The organism is Bradyrhizobium sp. 4 (assembly GCF_023100905.1).
In the GTDB taxonomy this organism is placed as follows: Bacteria; Pseudomonadota; Alphaproteobacteria; order Rhizobiales; family Xanthobacteraceae; genus Bradyrhizobium.
In genome coordinates this window covers 7,091,513-7,116,313 of record NZ_CP064686.1, presented here as the reverse complement: position 1 = coordinate 7,116,313, position 24,801 = coordinate 7,091,513, and the positions used below count along the sequence as shown (strand labels likewise).

General features: G+C 63.7%; 28 protein-coding genes and 1 tRNA gene. 15 read left to right on the top strand and 14 right to left on the bottom strand.

Annotated elements, in window-relative coordinates; genetic code table 11:
- The first annotated feature begins 39 nt into the window (after window positions 1-39).
- The 7 genes from hisD (at window position 40) to IVB45_RS34075 (ending at window position 4,102) form a co-directional block, all read left to right on the top strand.
- The gene (hisD, locus tag IVB45_RS34105) at window positions 40-1,335 is read left to right on the top strand and encodes a histidinol dehydrogenase (RefSeq protein WP_247357736.1); all 1,296 of its coding nucleotides are present in this window, start codon (window positions 40-42) and stop codon (window positions 1,333-1,335) included.
- Window positions 1,332-1,829 (top strand): UPF0262 family protein, encoded by a 498-nt coding sequence (locus IVB45_RS34100; protein WP_018453111.1) that lies wholly within the window; start codon window positions 1,332-1,334, stop codon window positions 1,827-1,829. Before hisD ends, IVB45_RS34100 begins: the two co-directional genes overlap by 4 nt.
- A gap of 5 nt (window positions 1,830-1,834) precedes the next feature.
- Window positions 1,835-2,302 (top strand): low molecular weight phosphatase family protein, encoded by a 468-nt coding sequence (locus tag IVB45_RS34095; protein ID WP_247285704.1) that lies wholly within the window; start codon window positions 1,835-1,837, stop codon window positions 2,300-2,302.
- A 156-nt stretch (window positions 2,303-2,458) separates the two neighbouring features.
- Window positions 2,459-3,088: a Maf-like protein gene (locus tag IVB45_RS34090; protein ID WP_027565713.1), complete on the top strand. Its 630-nt coding sequence runs from the start codon at window positions 2,459-2,461 to the stop codon at window positions 3,086-3,088.
- 153 nt (window positions 3,089-3,241) lie between these two features.
- Window positions 3,242-3,424 (top strand): DNA gyrase inhibitor YacG, encoded by a 183-nt coding sequence (yacG, locus tag IVB45_RS34085; protein ID WP_247285705.1) that lies wholly within the window; start codon window positions 3,242-3,244, stop codon window positions 3,422-3,424.
- Between the two features lie 185 nt (window positions 3,425-3,609).
- Window positions 3,610-3,685 (top strand) — tRNA-Phe (locus tag IVB45_RS34080).
- 168 nt (window positions 3,686-3,853) lie between these two features.
- Window positions 3,854-4,102, top strand: coding sequence for a hypothetical protein (locus IVB45_RS34075; protein WP_247285706.1), 249 nt, complete (start codon window positions 3,854-3,856; stop codon window positions 4,100-4,102).
- 31 nt (window positions 4,103-4,133) lie between these two features.
- On the opposite strand, the gene IVB45_RS34070 is transcribed toward IVB45_RS34075, so the two are convergent.
- From IVB45_RS34070 to IVB45_RS34060, 3 genes are read right to left on the bottom strand one after another with little or no spacing between them, the layout of a single operon-like run.
- Window positions 4,134-5,351: a cyclopropane-fatty-acyl-phospholipid synthase family protein gene (locus IVB45_RS34070; protein WP_247285707.1), complete on the bottom strand. Its 1,218-nt coding sequence runs from the start codon at window positions 5,349-5,351 to the stop codon at window positions 4,134-4,136.
- A gap of 10 nt (window positions 5,352-5,361) precedes the next feature.
- The gene (locus tag IVB45_RS34065) at window positions 5,362-6,144 is read right to left on the bottom strand and encodes a DUF1365 domain-containing protein (protein WP_247285708.1); all 783 of its coding nucleotides are present in this window, start codon (window positions 6,142-6,144) and stop codon (window positions 5,362-5,364) included.
- 3 nt (window positions 6,145-6,147) lie between these two features.
- Entirely contained in the window at window positions 6,148-7,461 is a 1,314-nt protein-coding gene (locus tag IVB45_RS34060; RefSeq protein WP_247285709.1) for an FAD-dependent oxidoreductase, read from the bottom strand.
- A gap of 200 nt (window positions 7,462-7,661) precedes the next feature.
- Here IVB45_RS34060 and IVB45_RS34055 point away from each other — a divergent pair, with 200 nt between their 5' ends.
- The 3 genes from IVB45_RS34055 (at window position 7,662) to IVB45_RS34045 (ending at window position 9,524) form a co-directional block, all read left to right on the top strand.
- Entirely contained in the window at window positions 7,662-8,468 is an 807-nt protein-coding gene (locus tag IVB45_RS34055; RefSeq protein ID WP_247285710.1) for a DUF1295 domain-containing protein, read from the top strand.
- A gap of 151 nt (window positions 8,469-8,619) precedes the next feature.
- A complete protein-coding gene (locus IVB45_RS34050; RefSeq protein ID WP_247285711.1) occupies window positions 8,620-9,021 on the top strand; it encodes a DUF2177 family protein in 402 nt (133 codons plus the stop codon).
- A 2-nt stretch (window positions 9,022-9,023) separates the two neighbouring features.
- On the top strand, window positions 9,024-9,524 hold the full coding sequence (locus IVB45_RS34045) for a TspO/MBR family protein (RefSeq protein WP_247285852.1): 501 nt from the start codon (window positions 9,024-9,026) through the stop codon (window positions 9,522-9,524).
- Between the two features lie 53 nt (window positions 9,525-9,577).
- On the opposite strand, the gene IVB45_RS34040 is transcribed toward IVB45_RS34045, so the two are convergent.
- From IVB45_RS34040 to IVB45_RS34015, 6 genes are all read right to left on the bottom strand, one after another.
- Complete coding sequence (locus tag IVB45_RS34040) at window positions 9,578-9,880, bottom strand: hypothetical protein (protein WP_247285712.1); 303 nt, start codon at window positions 9,878-9,880, stop codon at window positions 9,578-9,580.
- Between the two features lie 20 nt (window positions 9,881-9,900).
- Entirely contained in the window at window positions 9,901-10,482 is a 582-nt protein-coding gene (locus IVB45_RS34035; RefSeq protein ID WP_035961032.1) for a sigma-70 family RNA polymerase sigma factor, read from the bottom strand.
- 79 nt (window positions 10,483-10,561) lie between these two features.
- A complete protein-coding gene (locus tag IVB45_RS34030; protein ID WP_247357737.1) occupies window positions 10,562-11,209 on the bottom strand; it encodes a ChrR family anti-sigma-E factor in 648 nt (215 codons plus the stop codon).
- Complete coding sequence (locus IVB45_RS34025) at window positions 11,206-11,751, bottom strand: sigma-70 family RNA polymerase sigma factor (RefSeq protein WP_027565703.1); 546 nt, start codon at window positions 11,749-11,751, stop codon at window positions 11,206-11,208. The genes IVB45_RS34030 and IVB45_RS34025 overlap by 4 nt, the downstream gene beginning before the upstream one ends.
- A 247-nt stretch (window positions 11,752-11,998) precedes the next feature.
- Window positions 11,999-13,141, bottom strand: coding sequence for a helix-turn-helix transcriptional regulator (locus IVB45_RS34020; protein WP_247357738.1), 1,143 nt, complete (start codon window positions 13,139-13,141; stop codon window positions 11,999-12,001).
- A gap of 59 nt (window positions 13,142-13,200) precedes the next feature.
- A complete protein-coding gene (locus IVB45_RS34015) occupies window positions 13,201-14,289 on the bottom strand; it encodes a helix-turn-helix transcriptional regulator (RefSeq protein ID WP_247357739.1) in 1,089 nt (362 codons plus the stop codon).
- A gap of 523 nt (window positions 14,290-14,812) precedes the next feature.
- Between IVB45_RS34015 and IVB45_RS34010 the strand changes: the two genes are divergently transcribed.
- From IVB45_RS34010 to IVB45_RS33995, 4 genes are all read left to right on the top strand, one after another.
- A complete protein-coding gene (locus tag IVB45_RS34010) occupies window positions 14,813-14,992 on the top strand; it encodes a hypothetical protein (protein ID WP_027565700.1) in 180 nt (59 codons plus the stop codon).
- A gap of 160 nt (window positions 14,993-15,152) precedes the next feature.
- Window positions 15,153-15,827 carry a heme-binding beta-barrel domain-containing protein gene (locus IVB45_RS34005; protein ID WP_027565699.1) on the top strand — a complete coding sequence of 225 codons (675 nt, stop codon included), beginning with the start codon at window positions 15,153-15,155 and terminating at the stop codon, window positions 15,825-15,827.
- Window positions 15,828-15,846: 19 nt separating this feature from the next.
- The gene (locus tag IVB45_RS34000) at window positions 15,847-16,557 is read left to right on the top strand and encodes a dihydrofolate reductase family protein (protein WP_027565698.1); all 711 of its coding nucleotides are present in this window, start codon (window positions 15,847-15,849) and stop codon (window positions 16,555-16,557) included.
- Between the two features lie 10 nt (window positions 16,558-16,567).
- Window positions 16,568-17,839 (top strand): NAD(P)/FAD-dependent oxidoreductase, encoded by a 1,272-nt coding sequence (locus IVB45_RS33995; protein ID WP_027565697.1) that lies wholly within the window; start codon window positions 16,568-16,570, stop codon window positions 17,837-17,839.
- A 57-nt stretch (window positions 17,840-17,896) separates the two neighbouring features.
- On the opposite strand, the gene IVB45_RS33990 is transcribed toward IVB45_RS33995, so the two are convergent.
- A complete protein-coding gene (locus IVB45_RS33990) occupies window positions 17,897-18,217 on the bottom strand; it encodes a hypothetical protein (protein WP_027565696.1) in 321 nt (106 codons plus the stop codon).
- A 322-nt stretch (window positions 18,218-18,539) separates the two neighbouring features.
- Complete coding sequence (locus IVB45_RS33985) at window positions 18,540-18,887, bottom strand: DUF3088 domain-containing protein (protein ID WP_027565695.1); 348 nt, start codon at window positions 18,885-18,887, stop codon at window positions 18,540-18,542.
- A 198-nt stretch (window positions 18,888-19,085) separates the two neighbouring features.
- Between IVB45_RS33985 and IVB45_RS33980 the strand changes: the two genes are divergently transcribed.
- Complete coding sequence (locus IVB45_RS33980) at window positions 19,086-20,645, top strand: oleate hydratase (RefSeq protein WP_247357740.1); 1,560 nt, start codon at window positions 19,086-19,088, stop codon at window positions 20,643-20,645.
- Window positions 20,646-20,680: 35 nt separating this feature from the next.
- Here IVB45_RS33980 and IVB45_RS33975 read toward each other — a convergent pair whose 3' ends face one another.
- From IVB45_RS33975 to IVB45_RS33965, 3 genes are all read right to left on the bottom strand, one after another.
- Entirely contained in the window at window positions 20,681-22,339 is a 1,659-nt protein-coding gene (locus tag IVB45_RS33975) for a sensor histidine kinase (RefSeq protein ID WP_247807536.1), read from the bottom strand.
- 360 nt (window positions 22,340-22,699) lie between these two features.
- Window positions 22,700-23,290, bottom strand: a complete 591-nt coding sequence (locus tag IVB45_RS33970; protein ID WP_247357742.1) for a hypothetical protein — start codon at window positions 23,288-23,290, stop codon at window positions 22,700-22,702.
- 197 nt (window positions 23,291-23,487) lie between these two features.
- Window positions 23,488-24,801, bottom strand: a complete 1,314-nt coding sequence (locus IVB45_RS33965; protein WP_247357743.1) for a tetratricopeptide repeat protein — start codon at window positions 24,799-24,801, stop codon at window positions 23,488-23,490.

Genomic DNA, 24,801 nt, shown 5'->3' with positions numbered 1-24,801 from the left:
GAGCCAAACCGCGCCCCCAAAAACCAGTTAGAAGCCAAGATGCCCGTTCGTCTCGACCGCAGCAGCGCCGATTTTGACCAGCGATTCGGGGCCTTCCTCGCCGCCAAGCGCGAGGCCTCGGCCGACGTCGAGGCGGCCGCGCGTGCCATCGTCGACGACGTGGCGAAGCGGGGCGATGCCGCCCTGCTCGAGGCCACGGCAAAGTTCGACCGGTTGACGCTCGATGCATCCGGCCTGCGCGTCACCGCCGCCGAGATCGAGGCCGCGGTGAAAGCCTGCGATGCAGCGACGCTGGATGCGCTCAAGCTCGCGCGCGATCGCATCGAGACCTATCACAGCCGCCAACTGCCGAAGGACGAGCGCTTCACCGATCAGCTCGGCGTCGAGCTCGGCTGGCGTTACACCGCGATCGAATCCGCCGGCCTCTACGTGCCCGGCGGCACCGCGGCCTATCCGTCCTCGGTGCTGATGAATGCGGTGCCGGCAAAGGTCGCGGGCGTGGCGCGTCTCGTCATGGTGGTGCCCTCGCCCGACGGCAAGCTCAATCCGCTGGTGCTGGCGGCAGCAAAGCTTGGCGGCGTCACCGAGATCTATCGCGTCGGCGGCGCGCAGGCGATTGCCGCGCTCGCGCATGGCACCGCGACGATCGCGCCTGTCGTCAAGATCGTCGGACCCGGCAACGCCTATGTCGCCGCGGCAAAGCGGCTGGTGTTCGGCAAGGTCGGCATCGACATGATCGCCGGTCCCTCCGAGGTGCTTGTCATCGCCGATGACACCGGCAATGCCGACTGGATTGCCGCCGATCTGCTGGCCCAGGCCGAGCACGACACCAGCGCGCAGTCGATCCTGATCACCGATTCGGCGCGCCTTGCCGCCGATGTCGAAAAGGCCGTCGAGGCGCAGTTGAAGACGCTGCCGCGCGCCGCGATTGCCAGCGCCTCGTGGGCCGATTTCGGCGCCATCATCATGGTGAAGAACCTCAACGACGCCATTCCGCTCGCGGATGCGATTGCCGCCGAGCATCTCGAGATCATGACGCAAGATCCCGACGCGCTCGCCGCAAGGATCCGCAACGCCGGCGCCGTGTTCCTCGGGCCGCATACACCGGAGGCGATCGGCGACTATGTCGGCGGCTCCAATCACGTGCTGCCGACGGCGCGCTCGGCACGATTCTCGTCGGGTCTTTCGGTGCACGATTTCCTCAAGCGCACCTCGATCCTGAAATGCGGCCCGGATCAGCTGCGTGCGCTGGGTCCGGCCGCGATGATTCTCGGTAAGGCGGAGGGGCTAGATGCCCATTCGCGCTCGATTGGATTGCGCCTCAATTTGTCATGACCCAGCCGCCCGAACAGGACGACTCGACCAATCGCATCGTCGGCGTCACGCTCGACGAGGACTCGATCGGCCGTTCCGGGCCCGACATCGAGCATGAGCGCGCGATCGCAATCTACGATTTGATCGAGCAGAACCTGTTCGCGCCGGAGGGCGCCGACGGGAAGGGGCCGTTCACGCTGCATATCGGCATCACCGGCAGCCGGCTGATGTTCGACATCCGCCGCGAGGACGGCACGCCCGTGGTTGCGCATCTGTTGTCGCTGACGCCGTTCCGGCGGATCGTGAAGGATTATTTCATGATCTGCGACAGCTACTACCAGGCGATCCGCACGGCGACGCCGGACAAGATCGAGGCCATCGACATGGGCCGCCGCGGCATTCATGACGAGGGATCGCGTACGCTGCAGGAGCGGCTGAAGGGCAAGGTGCGGGTCGATTTCGAGACCTCGCGCCGGCTGTTCACGCTCATTACTGTCCTGCACTGGAAGGGTTAAGCGCGATGGCGGGTCCGCCACGCGCACGCGATCCGCAATCGGTGCTGTTCGCCTGCGCCATGAACAGCGTGCGCTCGCCGATGGCGGAGAGCCTGCTGCGGCACATGTTTCCGCAGGGCCTCTACGTGAAGTCGGCCGGCGCGAGGCGCGGCGAGCTCGATCCGTTCGCGGTGTCCGTGATGGCCGAGCTCGGCCAGGACATCTCCACCCACAAGCCGCAGACCTTCGAGGAGCTGGAGGACTGGGAGGGGCTCAATTTCGACCTGATCATCACGCTCTCGCCGGAGGCGCACCACAAGGCGCTGGAGCTGACCCGCACGCTCGCCGCCGACGTCGAGTACTGGCCGACGCAAGATCCCACCACCATGGAAGGTAGCCGCGACCAGAAGTTGGCTGCCTATCGCGACGTCTGCGACCAGCTCCTGATGCGCATTCGCCGGCGGTTTTCGAAGGTGGGCGCGGCGAACGGCTAGCATTCGGCGCCCGTAACACCCGCGTCACAGACTGCGGGCACACGCATCCTGTACCCGTCGAATCAGTAAAGTCCGGGTTCCCGGGTTGTGAAATCAGCCCCCGTCCGATAGGTTCCGCGCGCAATTCACCCCCTGCTTCATTCCCCAAATCACCTGATGCTCGGCCGCCCCAAATTCGTTCTCGCCTCCGGTTCGCCGCGGCGCCTGTCGCTGCTCAACCAGGCCGGCATCGAGCCGGACGCGCTCCGGCCCGCCGACGTCGACGAGACGCCGAAGCGGGGCGAGCTGCCGCGCGCCTGCGCCAACCGGCTGGCGCGGGCCAAGGCGGATGCGGCGCTCAAATCGGTTCAGCTCGACGACGAGCTGCGCGGCGCCTTCATCCTCTCCGCCGACACGGTGGTGGCGGTCGGCCGCCGCATCCTGCCCAAGGCCAATCTCGTCGACGAGGCCGCGCAGTGCCTGCGGCTGCTGTCGGGCCGCAACCACCGCGTCTACACCGCCATCACTCTGGTGACGCCGCGCGAGGCCTTCCGCCAGCGCCTGGTCGAGACCCGCGTCCGCTTCAAGCGCCTCTCGGAAGACGACATCCAGGCCTATATCGGCTCCGGCGAATGGCGCGGCAAAGCCGGCGGCTACGCCGTGCAGGGCATCGCCGGCTCATTCGTGGTCAAGATGGTAGGGTCCTACACCAACGTGGTCGGCCTGCCGCTCTACGAGACCACCACGCTGCTTGGCGGCGAAGGTTTCCCGATTCGTTTCGGCTGGCTCAACGCCACCGCCATCTGAGCCGACAAGCCGCTCCTGCAAAAATCTCGAAAACAACCCCATGCACAGTAGAATTCCCCCGCGGGACCTGGCCAGGATGCTTGCGCCGTCGCCGGAGGAACCCCTTTGGCGGCAGGCTCTTGAACTGGCTCGCATGTGTAAGCTGAGCACCTCATGGACGACTCGGTGAAAAAGCCCGCAAGCTCCCTCAAAACCTGCCCGATCTGCGGCAAGCCGCAGTCCGAGGCCACCCGCCCGTTCTGCTCCTCGCGCTGCCGCGACGTCGATCTGAACCGCTGGCTGAAAGGCTCCTATGTCATTCCAGGCCGGGATGACGAGGCAGATGGGGAAGAATAGCCATGTTCTATCAAGTATTTAAATTGTCGATGCACCGCCACGCGGCGTTGCCTCCGAGCCACGTCCCGCCTTGTGCACAGCCGGGCCGCGCCCGGCGAAGCCACTTGGCGAAGCCGGGTGGACAGGCAGCCTTCAGCCCACTATAAACCGCCCGCTCGATGGGCTTTGGCCCCTCTTTGGAGCACGCCCAGGTAGCTCAGTTGGTAGAGCATGCGACTGAAAATCGCAGTGTCGGTGGTTCGATTCCGCCCCTGGGCACCATTCGCTCTCCACGGGCAACACTTCCCTAGCGCCAAGCCTTGACCAGCCGGCTCGCGCAGCAATCCATTCCGGAGCCAGATCTCGCCCGCCCGTTGCTGGCACTCTGCTTGCTCAGCCAGGACCAAAGTCTGGCCTCGGAAGAGAGGCCGTTTCAGGTTGAGGCAAGTGATGCAAGACATGTCCCGTTCTGGTGCTGCCGGCGAACTCCGGCTCGATGCGTTGGTCGCCGATTTGTGGTGGCGCGTTCGGCTCATCAACACCGACATTCTCGAGGAAGAGGCGAGAGCAGGGGTGTTTGACCCGCTTCAGCCGACATACCCGCTTCTTGCGCTTAATCTTCGCGCGCGACGCGACAATTTGGTCTCGACGATCGGCGTGCTCGAGCAGCGTGCGCGATCAACGTCGGAAGCGGCTTGAGGGTTCGTTCACACCGGAAACGTCAGCGACGTCAGCTTCGGCGCGCGAATACCAGCTGACGGACGTCGATCTTTTCGGCCCTGAAACCTGCCTCGCAGTAGCACAAATAATATTCCCACAGCCGTCGGAACGGCTCGTCGAACCCGAGTGAGGTCAGGTCCGTCCAAGCATGGCCGAAGCTCGTTCGCCAGACCGCGAGCGTCTTGGCGTAGTCCTGTCCAAAGACCCGTTCGCGGATCAGAGGCATCTGCACGCGTTCGCCGAGCGAGCGCAGGACATTCGGCGAAGGCAGCATCCCGCCCGGAAAAATGTATCTCTGGATGAAGTCCACGCGCCGCCGGTAGCTGTCAAAGAGCTCGTCGCGGACGGTGATCGCCTGGATTCCGGCAAGACCGCCCGGCTTGAGCCGTTGATGCAGTTGATTGAAGTATGTCGGCCAGAACGGCTCACCGACGGCTTCGATCATCTCGATCGAGGCGATACGGTCGAACTGTCCGTCCTGATCGCGGTAATCCTGCAACCGGATTTCGACCTTGTCGCCGAGCCCGGCTTCGTGGATTCGCCGGCTGGCGAATGCGTGCTGCTCCTTGCTGATGGTGAGCGCCAAGACCTTGGCGCCGCAAGTTTTGGCGGCATATTCGGCAAAGCCGCCCCAGCCGCAGCCGATCTCGAGCAGGGTATGGCCGGGCCGCAGCTCGATCGCCTTCGCCAGCTGTTCGTATTTGTGCCGTTGAGCGGCGAGCAGGTCGGTCGCATCGGGCGAGAACAATGCCGACGAGTAGGTCATGCTCGGATCGAGCCAGGCCGCAAAGAAAGCGTTGCCGAGATCATAATGGGCGTGGATATTCAGCCGCGATCCCAGTCGCGTGTTTCGGCGCAACCGATGCAGCGCGCGCCGGCAAAGCCGGACCAGTGCATTGCCGGCGAAGGCGCTGTCGACCAGATCGTCGTTCAGACAGAACACGTAAAGCAGCTGGGAGAGATCCGGTGTGCTCCAATCGCCTCGAATGTAAGCCTCGGCCATGCCGATATCGCCGCCCAGGACCAGGCTTCGCGCGAAGGCGTAGCTGTTGAGCTCGATGGTCGCCGACGGCCCCGGATGCGTTCCCCGCAGCACCACCGTTCTGCCGTCGGGAAGGCGAACATCCACGGTGCCGAGCTTGAGCCGCGAGGCAAGCCGCAGCGCGAGCCGCGCGAGCAAGGGAACGTCATCGAAACGAGCAGTCTGGTGAGTGGCTGCGAGGTCCATGGCTTCACATTCAGCGTTGGTTCGGACGGGGGACGTAAGGAACATTTTTCAGCCAAAGCCGGATCGCTTCCCAATGGATGGCCACGACGACCTTGAAGGTGAGAAGTGGCAGGGTGACGAGCGTCGCCAACAGCGAGCGGCTGGTCAGCGGGCGACGTTGCCCGGAGAATGCGGCGGTAAATATCGCACCGTGCTCATCGGTCTGCACGATTCTGACCTTCACTTGCTGGTCGGGCGGAGCAATGCTGAAGCGATACTTCGTTTGCATCTCCATGAATGGCGAGACGTAGAACTCCTTCGCCTGGCATTGTCGTATGGCACCGTCGGCGACAGGGTCCTCCACCGGAAGGATGTAGGAATGGATTTCGCCAAAAGTGTTGCGGACTTCGTAGATCAGCAGCGCAAGATTGCCGCAGCTGCCATAGCAGAAGTAGATCGAAAGCGGATTGAATACGTAGCCGAAGAGCCGCGGATAGCACAAAAGGAGGATGCGCCCTCCCGACAGATCGATATCGCGTTGTTCGGCCAGGCGTCGCACATGGTTGCTCAAGGATGCGCCGTCACGCTTGCCGTGATCGGATTCGTGGAAGCTGAAAACCGACGCGCGATTGATGCCGAACAGGCGAGACTGGCGATCCGCTTCATCAAGCCGATCGAGGTCGATGAGCAGGTTCATGACCCGGTAAGCGAACCTGTGGTGCACGGGCCGCATGCGGGCGTGCATCACCCTGCCCAGGTAGAGCGCGGCTGCAGATGACGTCGCCGTTCCTTCTGGGGCGCCCGGTTGCAACATGTTCTACTCAGCAGCCTGCGCCAGCAACGCGCCGGACTGCCGCCACGGCACCGCACTGCCAAGTGCCTCGGCGACGGCGATGCCGGAGCGCAGGCCATCCTCATGGAATCCGTAGCCGGTCCACGCGCCGCAAAACCAGGTGCGGCGGCGTCCCTGGATTTCGGGGAGATTCCTCTGCGCGGCGAACGCGCTTGCGTCATATTGCGGATGCGCGAATGTGAACTTGCCGAAGGTGAGATGAGGCGCCGGCTCAAAAGGAGGATTGAGGCTGACGAACAGCGGCTTGCGGTCGTCGATGCCCTGCAGCCGGTTCATCCAGTAGGTCACGGCGACGTCGTTCTGGGCAGGCGTTTCGCGTTGCCAGCGCAAGAAGTTCCAGGATGCCCATGCATTGCGGCGTTTCGGCATAAGATTGATGTCGCGGTGCAGATAGGCCGTGTTTGGAGCGTAACGGATCGCGCCGAGAATGGATCTCTCGCGTGGGTCGGCATCCGACAGCATCGCCAGGGCCTGATCGCTGTGACAGGCCATCACGACAGCGTCGTAGGAGTCCTGATGGCCGTGACTGTCGCCGATCGTCACACCGTGCTCGGTTCGATGGATCGACGTCACCGCGCAGCCGAGCCGGATGCTGGCCTTGAACCTGGCCGTGAGTTTCTCGACATAGCGCCGGCTGCCGCCCTGCACGGTCCGCCAGAGCGGTCGATCTAGATGCAACAGCCGGTGATTGTCGAAAAAGGCGATGAAGTTTTCCGCGGGAAAGTCAAGGATCTCGGCCGAGGGCGACGACCAGATGGCGGCCCCCATCGGTCCCAGATAATCGCTGAACAGGCGCGGGCTGAACGCTTGCTTGCACAGATATTCGCCGAGTGTGAGGTTCTGGAGCCGGCCGGCCCGCAAGTCGGAGACGCTTTCCTTGTTGAAGCGGCGGACCTCTGCCAGCATGCGAAAATACGACGGGGAGAAGAGGTTACGCGGCTGGGCAAACAGGCCGGAGGCGACCTGCAGGAAGGTCTCGCCGCCGCCCCGCCACTCGAATCGGCCATGGTCGGCCGACATCGCGAAGCTCATGCATGTCTCCTCGGTCTTTACACCCAGGTGCGCGAACAGAGACGTCAATTCCGGGTAGTTCGGCTCGTTGAACACGATGAAGCCGATGTCGACATCGATCTCTTCGCCATCGTAGTCAACGCGCACTGTATGACTGTGTCCGCCCGGTCGCAATTCGCGCTCGTAGACGGTCACGGCATGACGTTCGGACAGGAGCCACGCGGCGGCATTGCCGGCAATTCCCGTCCCGATCACCGCCAAACGCATGCTTTATCGCCCCCAATACCACCAGCGACGGCCGGAACATCCGGTTTCGGGCCAATGTCGTCCGCCGCCCGGCTCAGGACAGCTCCAATAGCTGACCTGTCCACCCGCGCTTGAGGAAACGTTCCAGCGGACAGCGTGGATCACCCGCGAAACCGGGGCACGGGACGGACGTAAGGATCCGAGTTTGGGTATGGTGAGGCATGGATTTCCCGCAAATACTGATCGTCGCCGGCATCGCGCTTGCGCTTTCGCTGTTGATGGGGCTGGCCTGGATCGTTCAGCAGCGAACCGGCAATTCCGGGTGGGTCGATACGATCTGGACCTACTCCGTCGGTCTGGTTGGGGCGGTGGCGGCCCTTTTGCCATTCGGCGAGGCTCTGCAAGTGCGTCAGATGCTCGTAGGCGGGCTCGTGCTGCTTTGGTCGGTGAGGCTCGGGACGCATATCGCCCGGCGCGCCGCAGCGGGTATCGACGATCCGCGATATGCAAGCTACGCGGAGGAATGGGGCTCACAGGCGCCGCTTCGCATGTTTGCTTTCCTGCAGTCGCAGGCCTTCGCCTCGGTGCCGCTGCCATTCGCGGTCTTCCTGGCTGCACACGCTCCACGGGCCGCCCTGGGCGTCCAGGACTATGCCGGCGCCGCCATCATGCTTGCGGCCGTCGCAGGCGAGGCGATCGCCGACGAGCAATTGCGAGGCTTCAAGCGCCACAAGGCAAATGCGGGCCTGGTCTGCAATATCGGGCTTTGGCGCTGGTCGCGTCATCCGAATTATTTCTTCGAATGGCTCGGATGGCTCGCCTATCCGATCATCGCGCTGTCGCCGGGCTACGCATGGGGCTGGGCGAGCCTGATCGCGCCGGCGATCATGTACTGGATACTCGTGCACGTGACCGGAATACCCCCGCTCGAAGTCCAGATGCTGCGATCCCGCGGCCGCCGGTATCGGGACTATCAGGCACGCACCAGCGCTTTCTTTCCACGGCCGCCCAAGAAGGCGCCGGAATGATCGGAGTTCCGGCCGCCGATCTGGCTCAAGGGCGAGACAGGGTTGCGGGGCAAGGCGGAACGAGCGCGCCGCGTGATCCAGCGAGGGCTTCACGTCGTTTACAGCCGATGCCTTTGTTAAACCGGTTGCGACACCGGAGGGGAGACCGGACATGAGCCTGCTTTTTACATATCTGTCGGTGGCTGCGACCTTTGTTGCGCTCGACATGATCTGGCTCAAGACCATGGTTGAGAGACTTTACCGGCCGGTGCTGGGCGACATGTTGCGCTCGCAGCCCGACCTCGCCGCCGCCGCAGTGTTTTATCTGGCCTATCCCGTCGGCCTGATCTGGTTCGCGGTGCTGCCGGCTCAGCAGGATGGCGGCGCACTGCGTGCCCTCATGTCCGGCGTGATGCTGGGCTGCTTCACCTATGCGACCTACGATCTGACCAACCAGGCAACGCTGAGGAATTGGTCGACGGCGCTCACTCTCGCGGACGTGGGCTGGGGATCGGTCCTCGCCGGTGTCAGCGCCTGGACCGGATTTCTCGTCGCTCAACGGATGGCGCATTGATTATGGACGGGACGCACGACGGGGCGCTGCGGCACGATGGCGACCGTAAGCGCGGCAGATGGTACCGATGCGCCGCTTTCCTGTTTCTGGTTCCTGCTGCGGGGGTTCTGATCGGGGTCCTGAACCGTCCGGGAGCGTGGTACGCCGCGCTCAACAAGCCATCTTTCAATCCGCCGGATGCGGTGTTCGCACCGGTCTGGACGGCCCTGTTCCTGATGATCGCCGTGGCGGGATTCCGCACCTTCGAGGCGGAGCCGCGCGGAACGACGATGAGAATATGGGGCCTGCAGATGATCTTGAATTTTGCATGGTCTCCCATTTTCTTTTCGCTTCATCGCATGGACGTGGCGCTCGGCGTCATTGTTGCGCTGTTTGCTGTGATCCTTGCCTTTGTCTGGCGTCAATGGGCGAACGATCGGCTGGCAGCGGCGCTTTTCATTCCCTACGCCGGCTGGGTGGGTTTTGCGACCTTGCTGAACATCTCGCTGCTCCGCCTCAATTAGGATCGGCGCGCAGAACTGATTTCACGCGTCGAACGGACGAGCGTGGCGCCGAATCAGGGATCCGTCGCTCCATCGCACTCGTCAAAGGCCTCTCGGGTCGCCGCGATCTTGTCGGAGAGCGATGTGAATGCGATCTGGACACTCCGCTTGGCGTCGTCGTCAAGCACGAGGTGCGCAAGATCGACCAGTCGATCGCCGAAGCGCTCCATGACAGCGAGCAAATGATCGAGATCTTCCGCGGGCTGGTTGGCCGCCAGACCGTCGACCTCTCTCACCATCTGCTCGAGTCTCGCAACGGAGGACACAAGCGGATCCTGGTGTCCACGGATGGGGAATTCGATGATCTCTGTGGCCACGCGCGGGTTCCTTGCCTGCTTCAGGCTGCAGCCGATGCGGCAAGGCAGTCCTTGCGTACCGCCAGAAGGGTTCGGTGCAACCAGGTCTTGATGGTGCCGACCGGCACACCGAAGCGCCGCGACAAGCTCGCACGGCTCTCACCCTCGAGATAGGCCAGCGCCACCAGCCTGCGGCGGTCTTCCGGCAAACGAGCCAGCACGCTGCGTGCGATCGGTTCGGCGCGGGCGTAGTCGAAATCGTCGATCGCCGGCTGATCAGCACTTGTCGGAACCAGCAGCGCCTCGTCCAGCTCGTGAGTCGGCAGTCTTCTGACCCGCAGATGGTCGATGGCGGTATTCCGCGCGATGGCGGACATCCAGGTCATCGCCGAAGCACGGTCGCCGTCGAACCGACCCGCGTTGCGCCAGATCTTCAGATAGGCTTCCTGAAGAATGTCCTCAATGTCGTGGGGCGGAGTTCCGACGGCGAGCGCAGTCCTGCGCAGCCTGCTCCGCGTCAGCATGTGCAGCGCTGCGAAGGCTTGTGCGTCGCCCGCCGAAACGCATGCCAACAATTCGGGCAATGTTTCGCTCTGCGCCTGCGTCAGGCTTAAGCCGGCCATGACCTGTCTCCCTTGCGTTTCCTTCGAAACGCTCCGGGCGCGCGTTCGGATCACCCGGCGGAAGAAGGAGGCGAGCGGATCAAAGCCGCACGAATGGCCCGATCAGCCTGCCAAGCAGGCCGTTCATGCGCAGGTCGCCCGTCATTGCGACAAGGCAAACACATGGGCCCTCGTCGCCCACCAAAGGTCGATGGTCGATCTCGTCGTCGCCATAGTCGAAATCACCCGGACCAAACCGGCCGCCCTGGTGGCTGAAGCTGCCCTCGAGCACGAGGGTCAATTCGGTTCCGGTGTGCGTGTGTTCGAGCATGCGCGTCCCCGGCGCGGAGCGAAGCAGAAATGCCCGCGCCGTGCCCGATCCGGACAACTCGATCGGTCGCATGCTCAGACCCGGAGCGATGCGCCTGCGCTTGCCGATGCGGTAGTTTCGCAGCGCCGCCGGAATATCCTGCTCGCTGCCGCGAGCGGCCTCGGAAGTCCGCGCCGCTCGCTCTTCAGGAGCGTCGTGAATGCGCGACATCACCTGCTCGAACGCATCCGATGCGACCGGCACCGGCTCGACATCTTCAAGAGCCAAGCCGCCAAGTTGCTCGATGGCCTGCACGAACCGGCCGCACCGAGCGCAACCCGCAACGTGCACCCCCACCACCAATTGATGGGCTTCTTCCAACCTGCCGGCCGCATAGTCGGCCAGAAGATCTTCCGGTGGATGATGGCTGATCGTCATGCTTCTTCGTCCAATATGTCTCTCAGGCGGTTCATCGCCAGCCTGATCCGCGACTTCACCGTTCCGAGCGGAATGCCGAGCAGGCTCGCGATTTCCGGGTGCGGCCTCTCCTCGATGAACGACAATCTCACCACCATGGATTGCTCCATCGAGAGCTGCCTGACGGCCGAATTGATCCGCGCCGCGTCCTGCACGCGGGACATAACGGCGTCCGCGGGTTCCGCAGGATCCGGCGTCTCGGGAAGCTCAGAGGTGCCCCGCAGGCGGTCTGCCCGCGCTCTGCTGCGGAACAAATCGATGCGCAAATTGCGCGCGATGGTGAATATCCATGCCGCTGCCCCGGCCGTCGTAGGATCGAACTGGCCTGCCTTCCGCCAGACGGCGATCAGGGTATTTTGAGCAATCTCCTCCGCCTCGTCCGAACTGCACCCGGCCTTCAGCATCAATCCCTTGATGCGCGGCGCGAAATGCTCGAACAGGCGCTTGAAGGCCTCCCGGTCTCCGGCCGAGGCGACGCGTCCGATCAGATCAGCCCAATCCACCTTTGTGTTCGGCCCTTTGTTCGCGCCAGTCGACAGCAGCGCTTCGATCCTCCAGGGAAAACCAGCCTTCGCCCGGAATGGCGCATCTAAAGCTCGGATAGCAGCGATCATAGCGCCTCGACAAGCGACCTGTGGGTCTGGGAACGAACGAGGACTGGCCCTGGATCACCGCGGAATGGTCATTCCGACAGGTTCCGGCGCCGTCCGCGCAGAGGTCCGGCCGACCGCGCGCCGTCTCTCCCGGGCCTCACACCGGAAACGTCAGCGATTTCGCGAGCCTGACCAGATCGACCTGGCGCCGGCAGCCCGTCTTTTCGAAGACGTGAATAAGGTGGCTTTTCACAGTGCTGACGGAAACGCCGAGCAAGGCCGAGATCGCGTCTCGCGTGTGTCCCTCGCAGATGAGCTCGAAGATGCGAATCTCGGCCGGCGTCAGGTCATAGAGCTGGTTGAGCGCATCGTGAGGCAATCGCGGCGGGCCGGAGGCGGACGTCACGAACACGGCGGCAGCGGCGCTCTGGATCAGACCGGATCGCGTGTGGCTGCGTCGCAACGGCAGAACGTGGATGACGAGAGGGTCATCGCCTTGGCGCGGGATCGGGATGCCGATGCCTTTTTGCCCGAGCGCCGCCTCGTCCTTTGCCGCCTGCGCGACGGCTGATTGCAAAGCGGCCGTGGTCGCTGCGGATTGAACCGCGATCCGGCCATGCCTTGCCACGATCGGATCGCCGGCCGCGAGCATCGCCGCGGCTGCGGCGTTGGTGTGAACGATGTTCGAATCCTCGTCGGCCAGGACGACGCCGACCGTCAGGGCCTCCACCGTCGCCGAGAATGTGTTGGCTTCCACCGTCTTCATGTCGAACAGATTGCTGATCGTCACGGCGCGGCGGATGTGAGGCGCCAGAAGGCGCAATCCGTCGACCTGCGCATCGTCAATGCGGCCTGCCGACTCATGCTGGCTGAATATCGCATTTCCAACCATCGTCCTGTCGCGTACGAGGCCGACGGCAACGGCGTCGAACAAGCCCTTGGGCAGGGCCCATTCGCGATAATAGCGGTTGCTGGAAATGATGTCCGGCCGGACCGCCTGGGATTGAACGATCGGCTCGCCGAGCGGATATTGCTGAATGCGCTCGGCGCCGCCCCAGAGCTCGATGATATCGGGGCCGTAGCCGACCCCGTTCTGGGCCATCTGGGCCAGGTCGGACCCGGACACCGCGTTGACGACGGCCTTCATGTTGGTGAGGCTGGCGACCGAGAGCGCGCCGGTGGCAAAGCCGAACTCGGCGCAAATCTCATCCAGAACGGCGGTCCAGCGTTCAGGCGCGATCACACAATCGTAGACCGCGCCGATGAGGTCAGAGAACTTCTCGACCGAAGCCTGCTGCATTCCAAACCACTCACTTCAAAATCACTGGACGACGGAGCGTACCGTCACCCCGAGCTTCCCTACACCGGAAACGTCAGCGACCTTGCCAGCCTGACCAGGTCGACTTGGCGCCGGCAACCTGTCTTTTCGAAGACGTGCAAGAGGTGACTTTTCACGGTGCTGACCGACACTCCGAGTTGCGACGAGATCGCGTCGCGTGTCTGTCCATCGCAGATGAGCTCGAAGATGCGAATTTCGGCCGGCGTCAGATCGTAGAGCTGGATGAGAGCATCGTGAGGCAGCTGCGGCGGACCGGAGGCAGATGCCACGAACAGAGCGGCGGCGGCGCGCTGGACCAGGCCGGCCCGCATGTGGCCGCGTCGCAGCGGCAGAACGTGAATGACGAGAGGATCTCCGCTCGAGCGGGGGATTGGGATGCTGATGCCTTTTTGGCCGAGTGCCGCCTCGTCCTTTGCTGCTTGCGCGATGGCCGATTGCAACGTGCTGGTGGTGGTCGCCGATTGAACGGCGATCCGGCCATGTCGAGCCAGAAGTGGATCGTTTGCCGCGAGCATGGCTGTGGCTGCGGCATTGGTGTGAACGATCTTCGAATCGTCGTCCGTCAGAACGACTCCGACCGTCAGGGCCTCCACTGTCGCGGTGAATGTCGCGGCTTCCACGGTCTTCATGTCGAACAGATTGCTGATGATCACGGCGCGGCGGATGTGAGGTGCGAGAACGCGCAATCCGCTAACCTGCGCATCGTCAATGGCCCCGTCCGACTGATGCTGACTGAATGTCGCATTGCCGATCATTGTTTTTTCGCGAACGAGGGCGACGCCGACGGCGTCGAACAAGCCCTTGGGGAGAGCCCATTCCAGGTGATAGCGATTGCCGAGGACTATTTCCTCCGGGACCGCTTGGGATCGAATGATCGGTTCTCCAAGCGGATATTGCTGGATGCGCTCAACGCCGCCCCAGAGTTCGACGATATCAGGCGCATACTCGATGCTGGTCTGGGCCATCGTCTGGACAGGGTCGGTCCCGGAGGCGGCATTGACTCCGATCCTCATGTTCGTGAGGCTATATGCCGATAGCACGGCGGTCGCGAAGCCGAGCTCCGTGCGAATCTCGTTTAGAACGCCCGTCCAGCGTTCCGGCGCGATCACGCAGTCGTAGATCGCGCCGATGAGGTCCGAGAACTTCTCGACCGAAGCCTGCTGCATTCCAAACCACTCACTTGAAATAACGGACGTCACGTGAACGCTAGTTTAGGAGTGGCTTCATCGCCTATGGTGTATTTCACAATCCTGAGGCCGTGATCTTATCACCGTGATTCCGTGGCGCAAACGGGAACACCGAACACAAATGCTTATGGCCTGATTAAAACTGCGGCAGACGCGACGTTGATTGCAAACCGGCAGGGCGTATCAAGTATGCTGGGATTCGACGATGCAATGATATTGGGCGCGAGATGTCCTCGTCTCGGGGCCGCGGAGGCCCGTCCGCCGGGACGTAGACGAATCATAATAGATCGTGAGGTCGCCGTCCGCCTCTCCTGCGATTGGACGATGGCACGGCTGACAGCGCATCGATCATCGCCGGGTGATCGACGACACATATCATTCGAGCTGATCAATCTAGCTTGGTGTCAGGTGGCTCGCAGTGATCCACCAAGCAAAGGCAAAACTCATGCGCAACTACATCCTCGTGGCTCTTGCAGCGATCGCACTGGCGAACGTGATGACGCCTTCGAACGCGACGACCATCGTCCGCGACCATCGCGACCCGCCCGTCGTGCGCGACCATCGCGATCAACCCATCGTCCGGGATCACCGGACTCACCCCGAGGTCCGCGACCACCGCCACTAAGCATCCTGGCGACGGAGCCGAACTGAGGAGGTTCGGCTCCGTTTCGCATCATGGATCGTCTGCGCGTGGCGCCTACGTCCATTCGCGATTGTGAGGCTTGAGACCGAGCCACGCCGGCGCTCTCATGCTATTGCTGCCTCGCAACGACGCGAGGACACCCATGCTCCCCCTTCCCGCCGATATCTTCACCGAGCCCGAGGACGTCTCGCCCGACGGCCTTGCCAATCTCGGCCCGCTCCGCCGTCTCGCCGGTGTCTGGCAGGCCGACAAGGGTATCGACATCAATCCGAAGGCGGAAGGGCCGGAGCGGCGGACCTTCATCGAGCGCATCCGGATGGACCCGATCGATCCCCAGGCCAACGGCCCGCAGCTGCTCTATGGGCTGCGCTATCACATCCATATCAACACGCCTGAGGAAGACATCACCTTCCATGACCAGGTCGGCTATTGGTTGTGGGAGCCCGCGACCGGGTTGATCATGCAGACGCTGGCGATCCCGCGTGGGCAGGTGCTGCTGGCGTCGGGCAAGGCCGGGCCGGACGACAAGGAGATCTCTGTCACGGCCAAGCGCGGCGACACCGCTTACGGGATCTGCTCGACTGATTTTCTGGAACAAGCGTTCCGCACCGACGCTTACCGCTGCGACATCACCTTCAACGACGACTGCAGTTGGACCTATCTGATCCAGACCGAGTTGTTCGTGCGCGGCGCGCCGTTCAACCATCGCGACACCAACACGCTCAAACTCGTCGCGCCGCCAAAGCTCAATCCCCTCGCGGTGATCGTGAACAAACGCGCCACGGGGAGTGAGAAGGGCAATGAGCCGGCCGCCTGAGCGCGGCCCGGAGATGCGCATGAAGCCTTACGTCATCTGTCTGATGCATTCGAGTCTGGACGGCCGCACCCATCCGAGCCGCTGGCGCCCGAAGGGACCAGGATCGGACTGGTTCGAGAAGATCCACGACGAGCTCGGCGGCGATGCCTGGGTGATCGGCCGCGTCACCGGCTCGGAGTTCGCCAAGCGCGAGCCTTATCCGGCGACGACGGACGCGAAATTTCCGCGCGAAAACTGGTTCGCGCGACGTGACGCGAAAACCTATGGCGTCGTGCTCGATGCGAAGGGCAAGATCGGCTGGGGCCGTTCCGATATCGGCGGCGATCCGATCGTCGTCGTGCTGACCGAGAGCGTCTCCGATTCGCATCTCGCCGGACTCCGCGGCGAGGGCGTGTCCTATATCTTTGCCGGCAAGTCCGAGATCGACCTCGCACTGACGGTGGACATTCTCAACCGCGAGCTCGGCGTGAAGCGCCTGCTCGTGGAGGGCGGGGGCGTCGCCAACGGCGCGTTCCTGCGTGCCGGCCTGATCGACGAGTTCAACCTGATCCTCAGTCCCGCGATCGATGGCGCCAGGGGCGCGCCCTTCGTGTTCGATTCCACGGACTCCGACGGCGACCGGCGTGCACCGCTGACTGCGATGAGGCTGGAGAGCACGCGGGATCTCGGCGGCGGTGTCCTGCTGCTGCGCTATCTGATCCAGAACGATCCGCAGGCCGTGGGCAAGTAGCAGCACCGAGATGTCGGCAACATCAGAGCATATCGTCATCGTCGGTGCCGGCGCGGCCGGCCTGATGGCGGCGCGCGAGCTGGCGCGCGCGGGCAAGTCAGTGACGATCCTGGAGGCGCGCGAGCGCTGCGGCGGCCGTATTCACCCGCTGTCAGCTTCGGAGTTCGGCTACCCCGCCGATGGCGGCGCCGAATTCGTCCACGGCGAGGCGCCGGTCACGCGCGCGCTGCTGCGTGAGGCCGGGTTGTCCCTTCAGGAGATCGAAGGCGAGCGGTGGGGCTTTGACGGCGCAGACATCGTGCGCGAGGATCGCCACGATCCGCATGAGGCTGAGCTGCACGCCGTGGTTCGGGAATTGAACGACGACCTCACCGTCGCCGATTTCCTGCGCCGGCATTTTGCCGGCGATGAGCACGCGCGGCTGCGCCATGCGATCGAGCGAATGGTCGAGGGCTACGATGCGGCCGATCCCGAGCGCGCTTCGACGCTGGCGCTGCGCGAGGAATGGATGGCTGGCGGGCACTCTCCGCAGGCGCGGGTCAAGGGCGGCTATGGTGCGATGATCGAGTTCCTGACGGCCGAGTGCCGCAAACTTGGCGTGATTCTTCGCTTCGGCTGCGTGGTGTCGGCGATCGAGGAGGAGGGCGGCGCGCTCGCCGTTCGCTGTGTCGGCGGCGGGGTGCATGGCTGCGATCGCGTGATCCTCACTGTTCCGTTGCCGTTGCTGCGCGAGATCGCCCTCCCGGAGAGCGCGCGCTTGAAGGCGGCGTCTGCCGACGACATCGGCTTCGGTAACGTGATAAAAATCCTGCTGCACTTCAGGCGGCCATGGTGGCGCGAGCGCAAGGAAGAGCTTGCGGACATGAGCTTCCTTTTGACCGACCAGGCCATCCCGGTGTGGTGGACGCAATACCCGGACCGGCATCCCGTGCTGACCGGATGGTTCGGCGGCCCGCGCACGGCAGCGCTGACGCAGCTCGACCCGCAAGCGCTGATCGACGCCGGGCTCGATTCGCTTGCGACCGTCTTCGGCCTCTCGCGCGAAGATCTCGCGCACGAGCTCATCGCGGCCGTTGCGACAAACTGGGCGCACGATCCCTACGCCCGCGGCGCCTATTCCTGGGCGACGCCGCGAACGCGCGAGGCGCAAACGATCCTCGCGCGCGCCGACGGGCCGGTGCTGTTCTCCGGCGAGGCGCTCTATCGCGGAGCCGACATGGGCACGGTCGAAGCGGCGCTGGCGAGCGGCCAACAGACGGCGGGGAGGATCTTGCGGAGATAGGCTGACGAGCAAAAAAGGCCCGCATTTCGCGGGCCTTTCGTGTTGCTGCCTCTCGTCTTACCAGCGACTGCCGCCGAAGCCGAACGTCACGCTGGGACCGCCGCCGCCATAATATCCGTACGGTCCGCCGCCGTAATATCCGTGGTGCCGCGGATAATAGCCGTAGCTTCGGTAGTGCGGACGATGAAATCCGTGATGGTGGTGAGGACGCCAGTGATGGCGATGGCCGTGATGGTGGTGCCTGTGCTGCGCGCTGATGTCGGTTGATTGGGCGGCTGGCGCGTTCTGTTTCGCGCTTGAATGATTGGCCGCGTTCGCCGCGGATCCGCCTGCAAGCGCCGCAGCACCGACGGCCATCGCGACAAAGAGATACTTCATGTCATCACTCCAGTTGAATGTCGTGTGACAACACATGGTCATCCGGCGCGTTCCGGCCAGTGCGGGCGTCGAAACGACGCAGTTTCATCGGCGCCCGATTCGCGCGGCTGCGTGCGTCTGGTGAGATTTATTGTCGCATCACCAGCGTCGATTGCAACCCTGCCATCACTCTGCCGCGAATGACGCAATCACGTCATCGGTGGTGGCAGGGACCCAATGCCGCACAAGATCCCCTAGAGACATGGGCTCCGGCTCTGCAGCGCACCGTTGAAGAGACGCTGCGCTACGCCCGGGGCACGAGAGTCACGCGAACGCTCTCCCCTCACGGATGCGGATCGGGAAAGCTGTGACGTTCGGAGAGTGCGCCCAGGATGGCGTCCTTGTCGGCAATGAACGCGCGGCCCTGATGGCTGCCGGTCTGGTGCGGCGAGGTCGCTCCAACCGCCAGCACGAGCAGCGGCAACGACTGGTTCTCCTCGCCAGCCAGCGCGATCACGGCGTGCCGCGGGCGTGGCCACGCGATGCGCTCGACGTCGAGCTTGTCGGCGAGCTGCGGAAACGAGACCAGCAAGCCCTCGATCAGCGCGCAATGCCAGCAATAGAAACGGCGTCCAGGAAAGGCCGGGTCCTCGAAACCAGGGCGCAGCAGAAACAGGCGATCGCGCGTCATGGGTCGCTCCGAGGTACGGCCGCAATGTCAAGACGTGATTCGATGATGTCGCGAAAGGACGGCATGCCGGAGCTGATCAGTCAAACGCTCAACTCAACGTGATCCTCACGCGCGTTGCGCTTAATCCAGCGCAACTCCGGCCAGTGTCTCGCCATGCAATGTCGCCGCGACAATTCGAATTGCAGATCGAGGCAAGACATGAAGGCGTATTTCATCGGTGGCGGCGTTGGATCGCTCGCGGGCGCGGCGTTCCTGGTTCGTGACGCGCAGCTGCCGGGGCGGGACATCGTGATCTACGAGGCGCAGCCGCTGGTCGGCGGCAGCCTCGACGGCGCGCTGCTCGCGAACGGCGCTTATTCGCTGCGCGGCGGACGCATGCTCACGACCGATCACTACGAATGCACCTGGGACCTGCTGTCGACCATTCCCTCGCTCGAACATCCCGGCCTCAGCGTGCGCGAGGAAACCGTCGCGTTCAACACCGAGAACCCCGCGCATTCGCGAGCGCGGCTGGTCGATCGCAACCGCTTCAAGCTCGATGTCTCGCATATGGGATTTTCAGGGCGCGACCGGCTCGAGTTGCTGCGGCTCACGGAGGCCTCGGAGCAGACGCTCGGCAACAGCCGCATCACCGACTGGCTGTCGCCCAAATTCTTCGAATCCAATTTCTGGTACATGTGGCAGACCACTTTCGCCTTCCAGGCCTGGCACAGCGCGGTCGAGCTGAAACGCTATCTGCATCGCTTCATGAACGAGTTCCCGCGCATCGAGACTCTCGCCGGCGTCAAGCGCACCGTCTACAACCAGTATGACGCGATCGTGCGGCCGCTTGCCGACTGGCTCAAGGGGCGGGGCGTTCAGTTCGTGCGCGGCACTGCCGTCACCGACATGGCGATCGAGAGCGAGGACGGACGCTTGCGGGTGCGCCAGCTCGTACTCGACCGCGACGGCCGCACCGCCAATGTCCAGCTCGAGGACGGCGATCTCGTGTTCTTTCAGAACGGCTCGATGACGGACGCCTCGAGCCTGGGCTCGATGACCGAGCCGGCTCCGCGCCTGACCAAGTCCGAGAGCCGGGGTTGGGTGCTGTGGGAGAAAATCGCGAAGGGCCGTCCAGAATTCGGCAAGCCGTCCGCGTTCAACGCGTCGATCCCGGAATCCTATTGGCAGTCATTCACTGTCACCTGCCGCGATCCGCGCTTCTTCGACAAGATGGAGGCGTTCTCCGGCAACAAGGCCGGCACCGGCGGTCTCGTCACGTTCAGGGACTCCAATTGGCTGATGTCGGTGGTGCTGTATCATCAGCCGCATTTCGCCGGACAGCCGAACAACGTGCAGGTGTTCTGGGGCTATGCACTGCATCCCGACCGCGTCGGCAATTTCGTGGCCAAGCCGATGTCCGATTGCGGCGGCGCCGACATCCTGAAGGAGCTTTGCGGTCACCTGAATTTCGACCCTGCCGTGTTCGAGGATGCGATCTGCGTTCCCTGTCGCATGCCCTACATCACCAGCATGTTCATGCCGCGCACCGCTGACGACCGGCCGCTGCCGGTGCCCAGGAATTCCGTCAATCTCGCCTTCGTCAGCCAGTTCGTCGAAATCCCCGATGACGTCGTGTTCACCGTCGAATATTCGGTGCGCGCGGCGCAGATGGCGGTCTATCAGCTGATGAAGATCGATCGCCCGGTGCCGCCGGTGACGCGGCACGACAAATCGCTTGCGGTGATCTTCGCGACGCTGGAAAAGGCGTTCACGTGACGGGCGGAGCGACTTGAACGGCAGAGGGCCTCGACTTACGACCGTGCCACAGCCAGCGGCAGGCTGATATGAAAGACGGCGCCTCCCGTCGGCGCGTTCTCGGCCCAGATGCGCCCGCCATGTGCCTCGATGATCGTGCGCGTGATCGAGAGGCCGATGCCCATTCCCTGCGTCTTGGTTGTGAAAAACGGCTTGAAGATTTCGGTTACCTTTTCTGTGCAGATGCCGTCGCCGGCATCTGCGATCGAGATCATGGCCTGATTGTTCGCAAGGCTGGTTCGACCGACGATGCGTCGCCGATCCTCCGGCAGATCGGCCACCGCTTCGATGGCATTCATGACCAGGTTCAGAATAGCCTGCTGGAGCTGCACTTTGTCGGCAGTTACGCGAATATCCAAGGACGATCGATCCGTCGCGAGCGCAACGTCGTAGGTCAGGGCCTGAATGGAAAGGAACCTAAACACATCGCTGACCGTCGCGTTGAGATCGAGCTCGATCCGCTCTGTGCGGGCCCTCTTCAAAAATGAGCGCACCTGAACGACGATCTCGTTAGCGCGCTTATCGTCTCGGCGAATGTCACCCAGTATCTCGCTGATCACGCCGAGGTCAGGTGCCGGTGTCTGCAACACCTGCTCGGCGGTCTCAGCATTGATCAGAATGGCGGCGAGCGGCTGGCTCAACTCATGCGCGATCGTGGCGGACATCTCGCCCGCGGTCGCAAGGCGATTCATGTGGGCTAGCTCCGACATGCGTTGGCGTGCCTCGACCTCCGCCTGGAATCGCAGCCTGCGCTCGCGCAGGAGGATGCCGATCATCATCGCCTGCACCAGCACCACGCCGGCGCTGATCATGACACGCCAGTAGTACTGCTCCCAGAAGCTCGGTTCTCGGAAACGCACCTCGCTTCCGGGAGGCAGATGGGCTTCGTCCACATTCCAGAGCTTGAGCTGTCGCCAGTCGAAGATCGGCTTCACGTTATCCCCGGCAACGGGCGGGATGTTCGACGGCGATTCGCCGCCGAGAATCCGCATTGCCAACTGGCCGGCTTCCTGTCCGATGTTTTCGGGCAGCAGCAGGAAGCCGCCAACCCCGGTTCGCCCGAGAAATGTGTCGGAGGTGATAATGATCGGGCGGTTCGCGCGCTCGGCGACGCGCGCAAGCGCCGCGGCCGGCAAATAGTGGGTGCCTTCGCCGTCGGAATACATCGCCGAGGTCAGAATCGCAGAACGAGGGGGCAAGGAGCCGACCCGTTCTCGCACCTCCCGCAGCACCATGCCGGACAGATCGATGATTTCGAGACCCGGCATCGTGGTCGCGAATTCCTGTTTCCAGTGGCCATATATCAGCGGATTTTTCCATGCATCGCCAACGAGGACGACGCCAGTCAAGTCGGGAACGACCGCGCGTGCCGCAGTCAATATCTGCGCCGGAGACACCTTGGCAAAGATGGCGGTCGTGCCGGGCAGGAACAGCGCGCGCGTCTCGGGCAGATCGGGCACGAAGCCGTAAACCACGGGGGCGGCGGGCCAGATGTCGTGCTTGCGCGCCTGAAGGAATTTCGCCGACGCGACGCCGATCGAGACGATGATGTCGATCGGCCGATGCGCGTATTTGGTCTTGAGATGACCGACGAGGCTCTCCTCGTAGTCCGGTCCCGGGAAACGGGCGAGATCGAGGCTTTCGCCGTAGATCACGGTGTGGATTTGCCCATTTTCCTTCGCAGCCGTGCGGATACCGGCGAAAATCTCCGAATAGAATGGCGAACGAAAGTCGGCGTCTTCCAGCACCAGGATAGAGCGCTGCCCCGGACTGTCGGCTGCAGGGCATTCATGTGCCAGGATTGCGAACAGGCAGGCGATCAGGAGCCGTTTGATCGCGATGACCATCCTCATTGCTGACTCTGTGCCTGGCCTGTGTTTGCAATGGGCGCCTCCTCGGTGAGGACGCATCCGAGCATACCTGCCGGTTCCGAAGTTTCAACGAAAGGATTTGATCCGGCTGTGCCGCGCAGGCGGCGGTTCACCTGGCCCCGCATGCAGAGCGAAGAAGGACCGCTATTTGAACGGATCCTGGATCGACGGCGCCGACTGCCTGATACGACGCACGCTCACGGGCGTGCCGTCGGAGACGAACAGCAGTTCGTAGCGACGGCCTTCGCTGTCGGTGGCAGAGCAGGTGACGTCAGTCACCTTCTTGGCGGCGAAATTGCCGGTCTGGCGGCAGAGGCCGGTGGAGGTCTGCTCGGCCGGCACCGGCAGGCCGTCGACCTTGGGACGGTCCTTGGAGTTGAGCAGCATGCGGTCGATCGGCAGCTCATAGGAGTTGTCGTCGGCGCGCTTGCCGTTCTCGCCGGAGAACGACACGACGTGATTCTCGTCGGCGGGATCGTCGACCGCGACCGTGAAATTGACCCGGCCCCTGTCGCCGTGGGCGTAGGCCACCGTCTTGCAGGCGAAGGTGCGGCCGGCGACCTTCAACGTCTTGCAGTGGCCGGACATCAGCGCCAGCAAATCGATAAAGGCGGTCTGCTGCCCGGGTGGATTGTTGACGGGAATCGGCCCGGAAGACTCGGCAAAACAAGGGCTTGCCAAGAGGACGAAGGTGGGGACGAGGGCGACAGCGAGGATGGGTCGGCAGAGGCGCATCGGAAGGCTCACATGCCAGGGAACCACGGAAAAGTTCCGTCCGACAACCAGCGAACCGCAAATTGGTTGCGATCCCGTTTGCTCAGCCAAGTCCGTCTGAAATACCACCGCGCCACCCCAACGGCGATTCGCCCAGATCGCCCAACCCATTCCCGGCCGGCACTTGCCGCTCGGCCGGTGTTTTTTTCGTGGCGGGGCTATCCCATCGCCGCCTGCCAGCGCGTATCGCGCAGGGACGGGCGGCGGTGCAGGCGGGCGTCGAGCAGCGCGCGGGCGCGGGGCAGGTCGCCGCTGCGCATCAGGGCAACGACAAAAGTGTCCTCGATCAACTCGCGCTGGGCGTGGCTGCCGCCGAGACGCACGACCTCACCGAGAATCGGCGTGAGCGTTTGCACGCATGCCGCGTAGTCCTCGTTGGCAAAGGCCGCCAGTGCGCGGCAGACCGCGGGCACCACGGGACCGGCCGGAAGCTTGCCATCGGCGAGCCTTTGCTCGATGGCGGCAAGACGTGTGGCGAGCGCCTCGCGATTTTGCGTCGCAGCCGCGAACAGCGCCATGTGGATATCGGCGAAGGGCAGGCTCGATTTCGGAAACAGTTTTTGCGCGGCGCCGTCGGCTTCGAGCCAGAGCGCTCTCGGCACGGCGTGGCCGTAAGCCGACAGGCGCCAGAGCAGTGACGCACCGTCAGTGACGAGATTGAGCGGTGGCGCCTGCGTGGCGTTTGGCTGCAGCACGTCGGCATAGATCGCGAGCGCCCGCGCGGCATCGCCATGCTCCAGCGCGCCGAGCGCCTGATGCCAGCGGATGTGGCCGTGCAAGATTCCGGCGCGATGGTAAGAGGGGATCCAGTCGTCGACGAGCCGGTCGGCCGCTTCGATCGAACCGTCCTCGAACATCGCATGCAGCACGGCGTGCGCGGCATGGGCATTCTGCCGGCGCAGGTCGAAGCCGCGCTCGGTGACGCCGCGGCCGCGACCGACATTGCCGTTCTCGGTCATCGCCCAGCCGTACATAGTGAGGAACCACCAATCCTCGCCATAGTGATGCGCGACGCGCTCGCACAGCTCCTGCCGCGCGCGGTCGTGATCGGCCATGCCGGAGAACGCGTACAGGCCGAACGCGCCGAGCGGCAGCGACAGCACCAATGCGTCGCGCGGCCACGCCTCGACGTGCGTCATCGTCGCCGCGATCGCCTCGGGCAGCCGGCCCTCGATTGCGAGCGCCAGCGTTTCGACATGCGAGCGCTCGCGTTCCGTGCCGCGTTTCGCCACGAGCTCGCGCGCGAGCGCCGCCTTCTGCCGAGCCAGATCGCCTTGCTGATAGAAGCCATGCACGCGGGCGCGGGCGATATGGGGGAGCGCAAAATCCGGATCGAGCGCAATCGCGCGCTCCAGCGTTTCCGCCGTGCCGGTCCAGCCCGCGAGCATGAGGTCGACGCCCTCGCGATAAGCGGATGCCGCCTCTGGCGAAGAGGTGGAGAGCGGCAGGCCGTAGCGATCTTCGAGGACCAT

Excerpts from the sequence above, each read along its gene's own strand:
- IVB45_RS34035 (WP_035961032.1), bottom strand. The coding sequence starts at position 10,482 with ATGGCCGGCTTAAGCCTGACGCAGGCGCAGAGCGAAACATTGCCCGAA.
- IVB45_RS33970 (WP_247357742.1), bottom strand. The coding sequence starts at position 23,290 with ATGCGCCTCTGCCGACCCATCCTCGCTGTCGCCCTCGTCCCCACCTTC.
- IVB45_RS33995 (WP_027565697.1), top strand. The coding sequence starts at position 16,568 with ATGTCGGCAACATCAGAGCATATCGTCATCGTCGGTGCCGGCGCGGCC.
- IVB45_RS33985 (WP_027565695.1), bottom strand. The coding sequence starts at position 18,887 with ATGACGCGCGATCGCCTGTTTCTGCTGCGCCCTGGTTTCGAGGACCCG.
- yacG (WP_247285705.1), top strand. The coding sequence starts at position 3,242 with ATGGACGACTCGGTGAAAAAGCCCGCAAGCTCCCTCAAAACCTGCCCG.
- IVB45_RS34070 (WP_247285707.1), bottom strand. The coding sequence starts at position 5,351 with ATGGACCTCGCAGCCACTCACCAGACTGCTCGTTTCGATGACGTTCCC.
- IVB45_RS34050 (WP_247285711.1), top strand. The coding sequence starts at position 8,620 with ATGAGCCTGCTTTTTACATATCTGTCGGTGGCTGCGACCTTTGTTGCG.
- IVB45_RS34075 (WP_247285706.1), top strand. The coding sequence starts at position 3,854 with ATGCAAGACATGTCCCGTTCTGGTGCTGCCGGCGAACTCCGGCTCGAT.
- IVB45_RS34030 (WP_247357737.1), bottom strand. The coding sequence starts at position 11,209 with ATGACGATCAGCCATCATCCACCGGAAGATCTTCTGGCCGACTATGCG.
- hisD (WP_247357736.1), top strand. The coding sequence starts at position 40 with ATGCCCGTTCGTCTCGACCGCAGCAGCGCCGATTTTGACCAGCGATTC.
- IVB45_RS34000 (WP_027565698.1), top strand. The coding sequence starts at position 15,847 with ATGAAGCCTTACGTCATCTGTCTGATGCATTCGAGTCTGGACGGCCGC.
- IVB45_RS34100 (WP_018453111.1), top strand. The coding sequence starts at position 1,332 with ATGACCCAGCCGCCCGAACAGGACGACTCGACCAATCGCATCGTCGGC.
- IVB45_RS34005 (WP_027565699.1), top strand. The coding sequence starts at position 15,153 with ATGCTCCCCCTTCCCGCCGATATCTTCACCGAGCCCGAGGACGTCTCG.
- IVB45_RS34095 (WP_247285704.1), top strand. The coding sequence starts at position 1,835 with ATGGCGGGTCCGCCACGCGCACGCGATCCGCAATCGGTGCTGTTCGCC.
- IVB45_RS34090 (WP_027565713.1), top strand. The coding sequence starts at position 2,459 with ATGCTCGGCCGCCCCAAATTCGTTCTCGCCTCCGGTTCGCCGCGGCGC.
- IVB45_RS33980 (WP_247357740.1), top strand. The coding sequence starts at position 19,086 with ATGAAGGCGTATTTCATCGGTGGCGGCGTTGGATCGCTCGCGGGCGCG.
- IVB45_RS34045 (WP_247285852.1), top strand. The coding sequence starts at position 9,024 with ATGGACGGGACGCACGACGGGGCGCTGCGGCACGATGGCGACCGTAAG.
- IVB45_RS33965 (WP_247357743.1), bottom strand. The coding sequence starts at position 24,801 with ATGGTCCTCGAAGATCGCTACGGCCTGCCGCTCTCCACCTCTTCGCCA.
- IVB45_RS34020 (WP_247357738.1), bottom strand. The coding sequence starts at position 13,141 with ATGCAGCAGGCTTCGGTCGAGAAGTTCTCTGACCTCATCGGCGCGGTC.
- IVB45_RS34010 (WP_027565700.1), top strand. The coding sequence starts at position 14,813 with ATGCGCAACTACATCCTCGTGGCTCTTGCAGCGATCGCACTGGCGAAC.
- IVB45_RS33990 (WP_027565696.1), bottom strand. The coding sequence starts at position 18,217 with ATGAAGTATCTCTTTGTCGCGATGGCCGTCGGTGCTGCGGCGCTTGCA.
- IVB45_RS34060 (WP_247285709.1), bottom strand. The coding sequence starts at position 7,461 with ATGCGTTTGGCGGTGATCGGGACGGGAATTGCCGGCAATGCCGCCGCG.
- IVB45_RS34065 (WP_247285708.1), bottom strand. The coding sequence starts at position 6,144 with ATGTTGCAACCGGGCGCCCCAGAAGGAACGGCGACGTCATCTGCAGCC.
- IVB45_RS34055 (WP_247285710.1), top strand. The coding sequence starts at position 7,662 with ATGGATTTCCCGCAAATACTGATCGTCGCCGGCATCGCGCTTGCGCTT.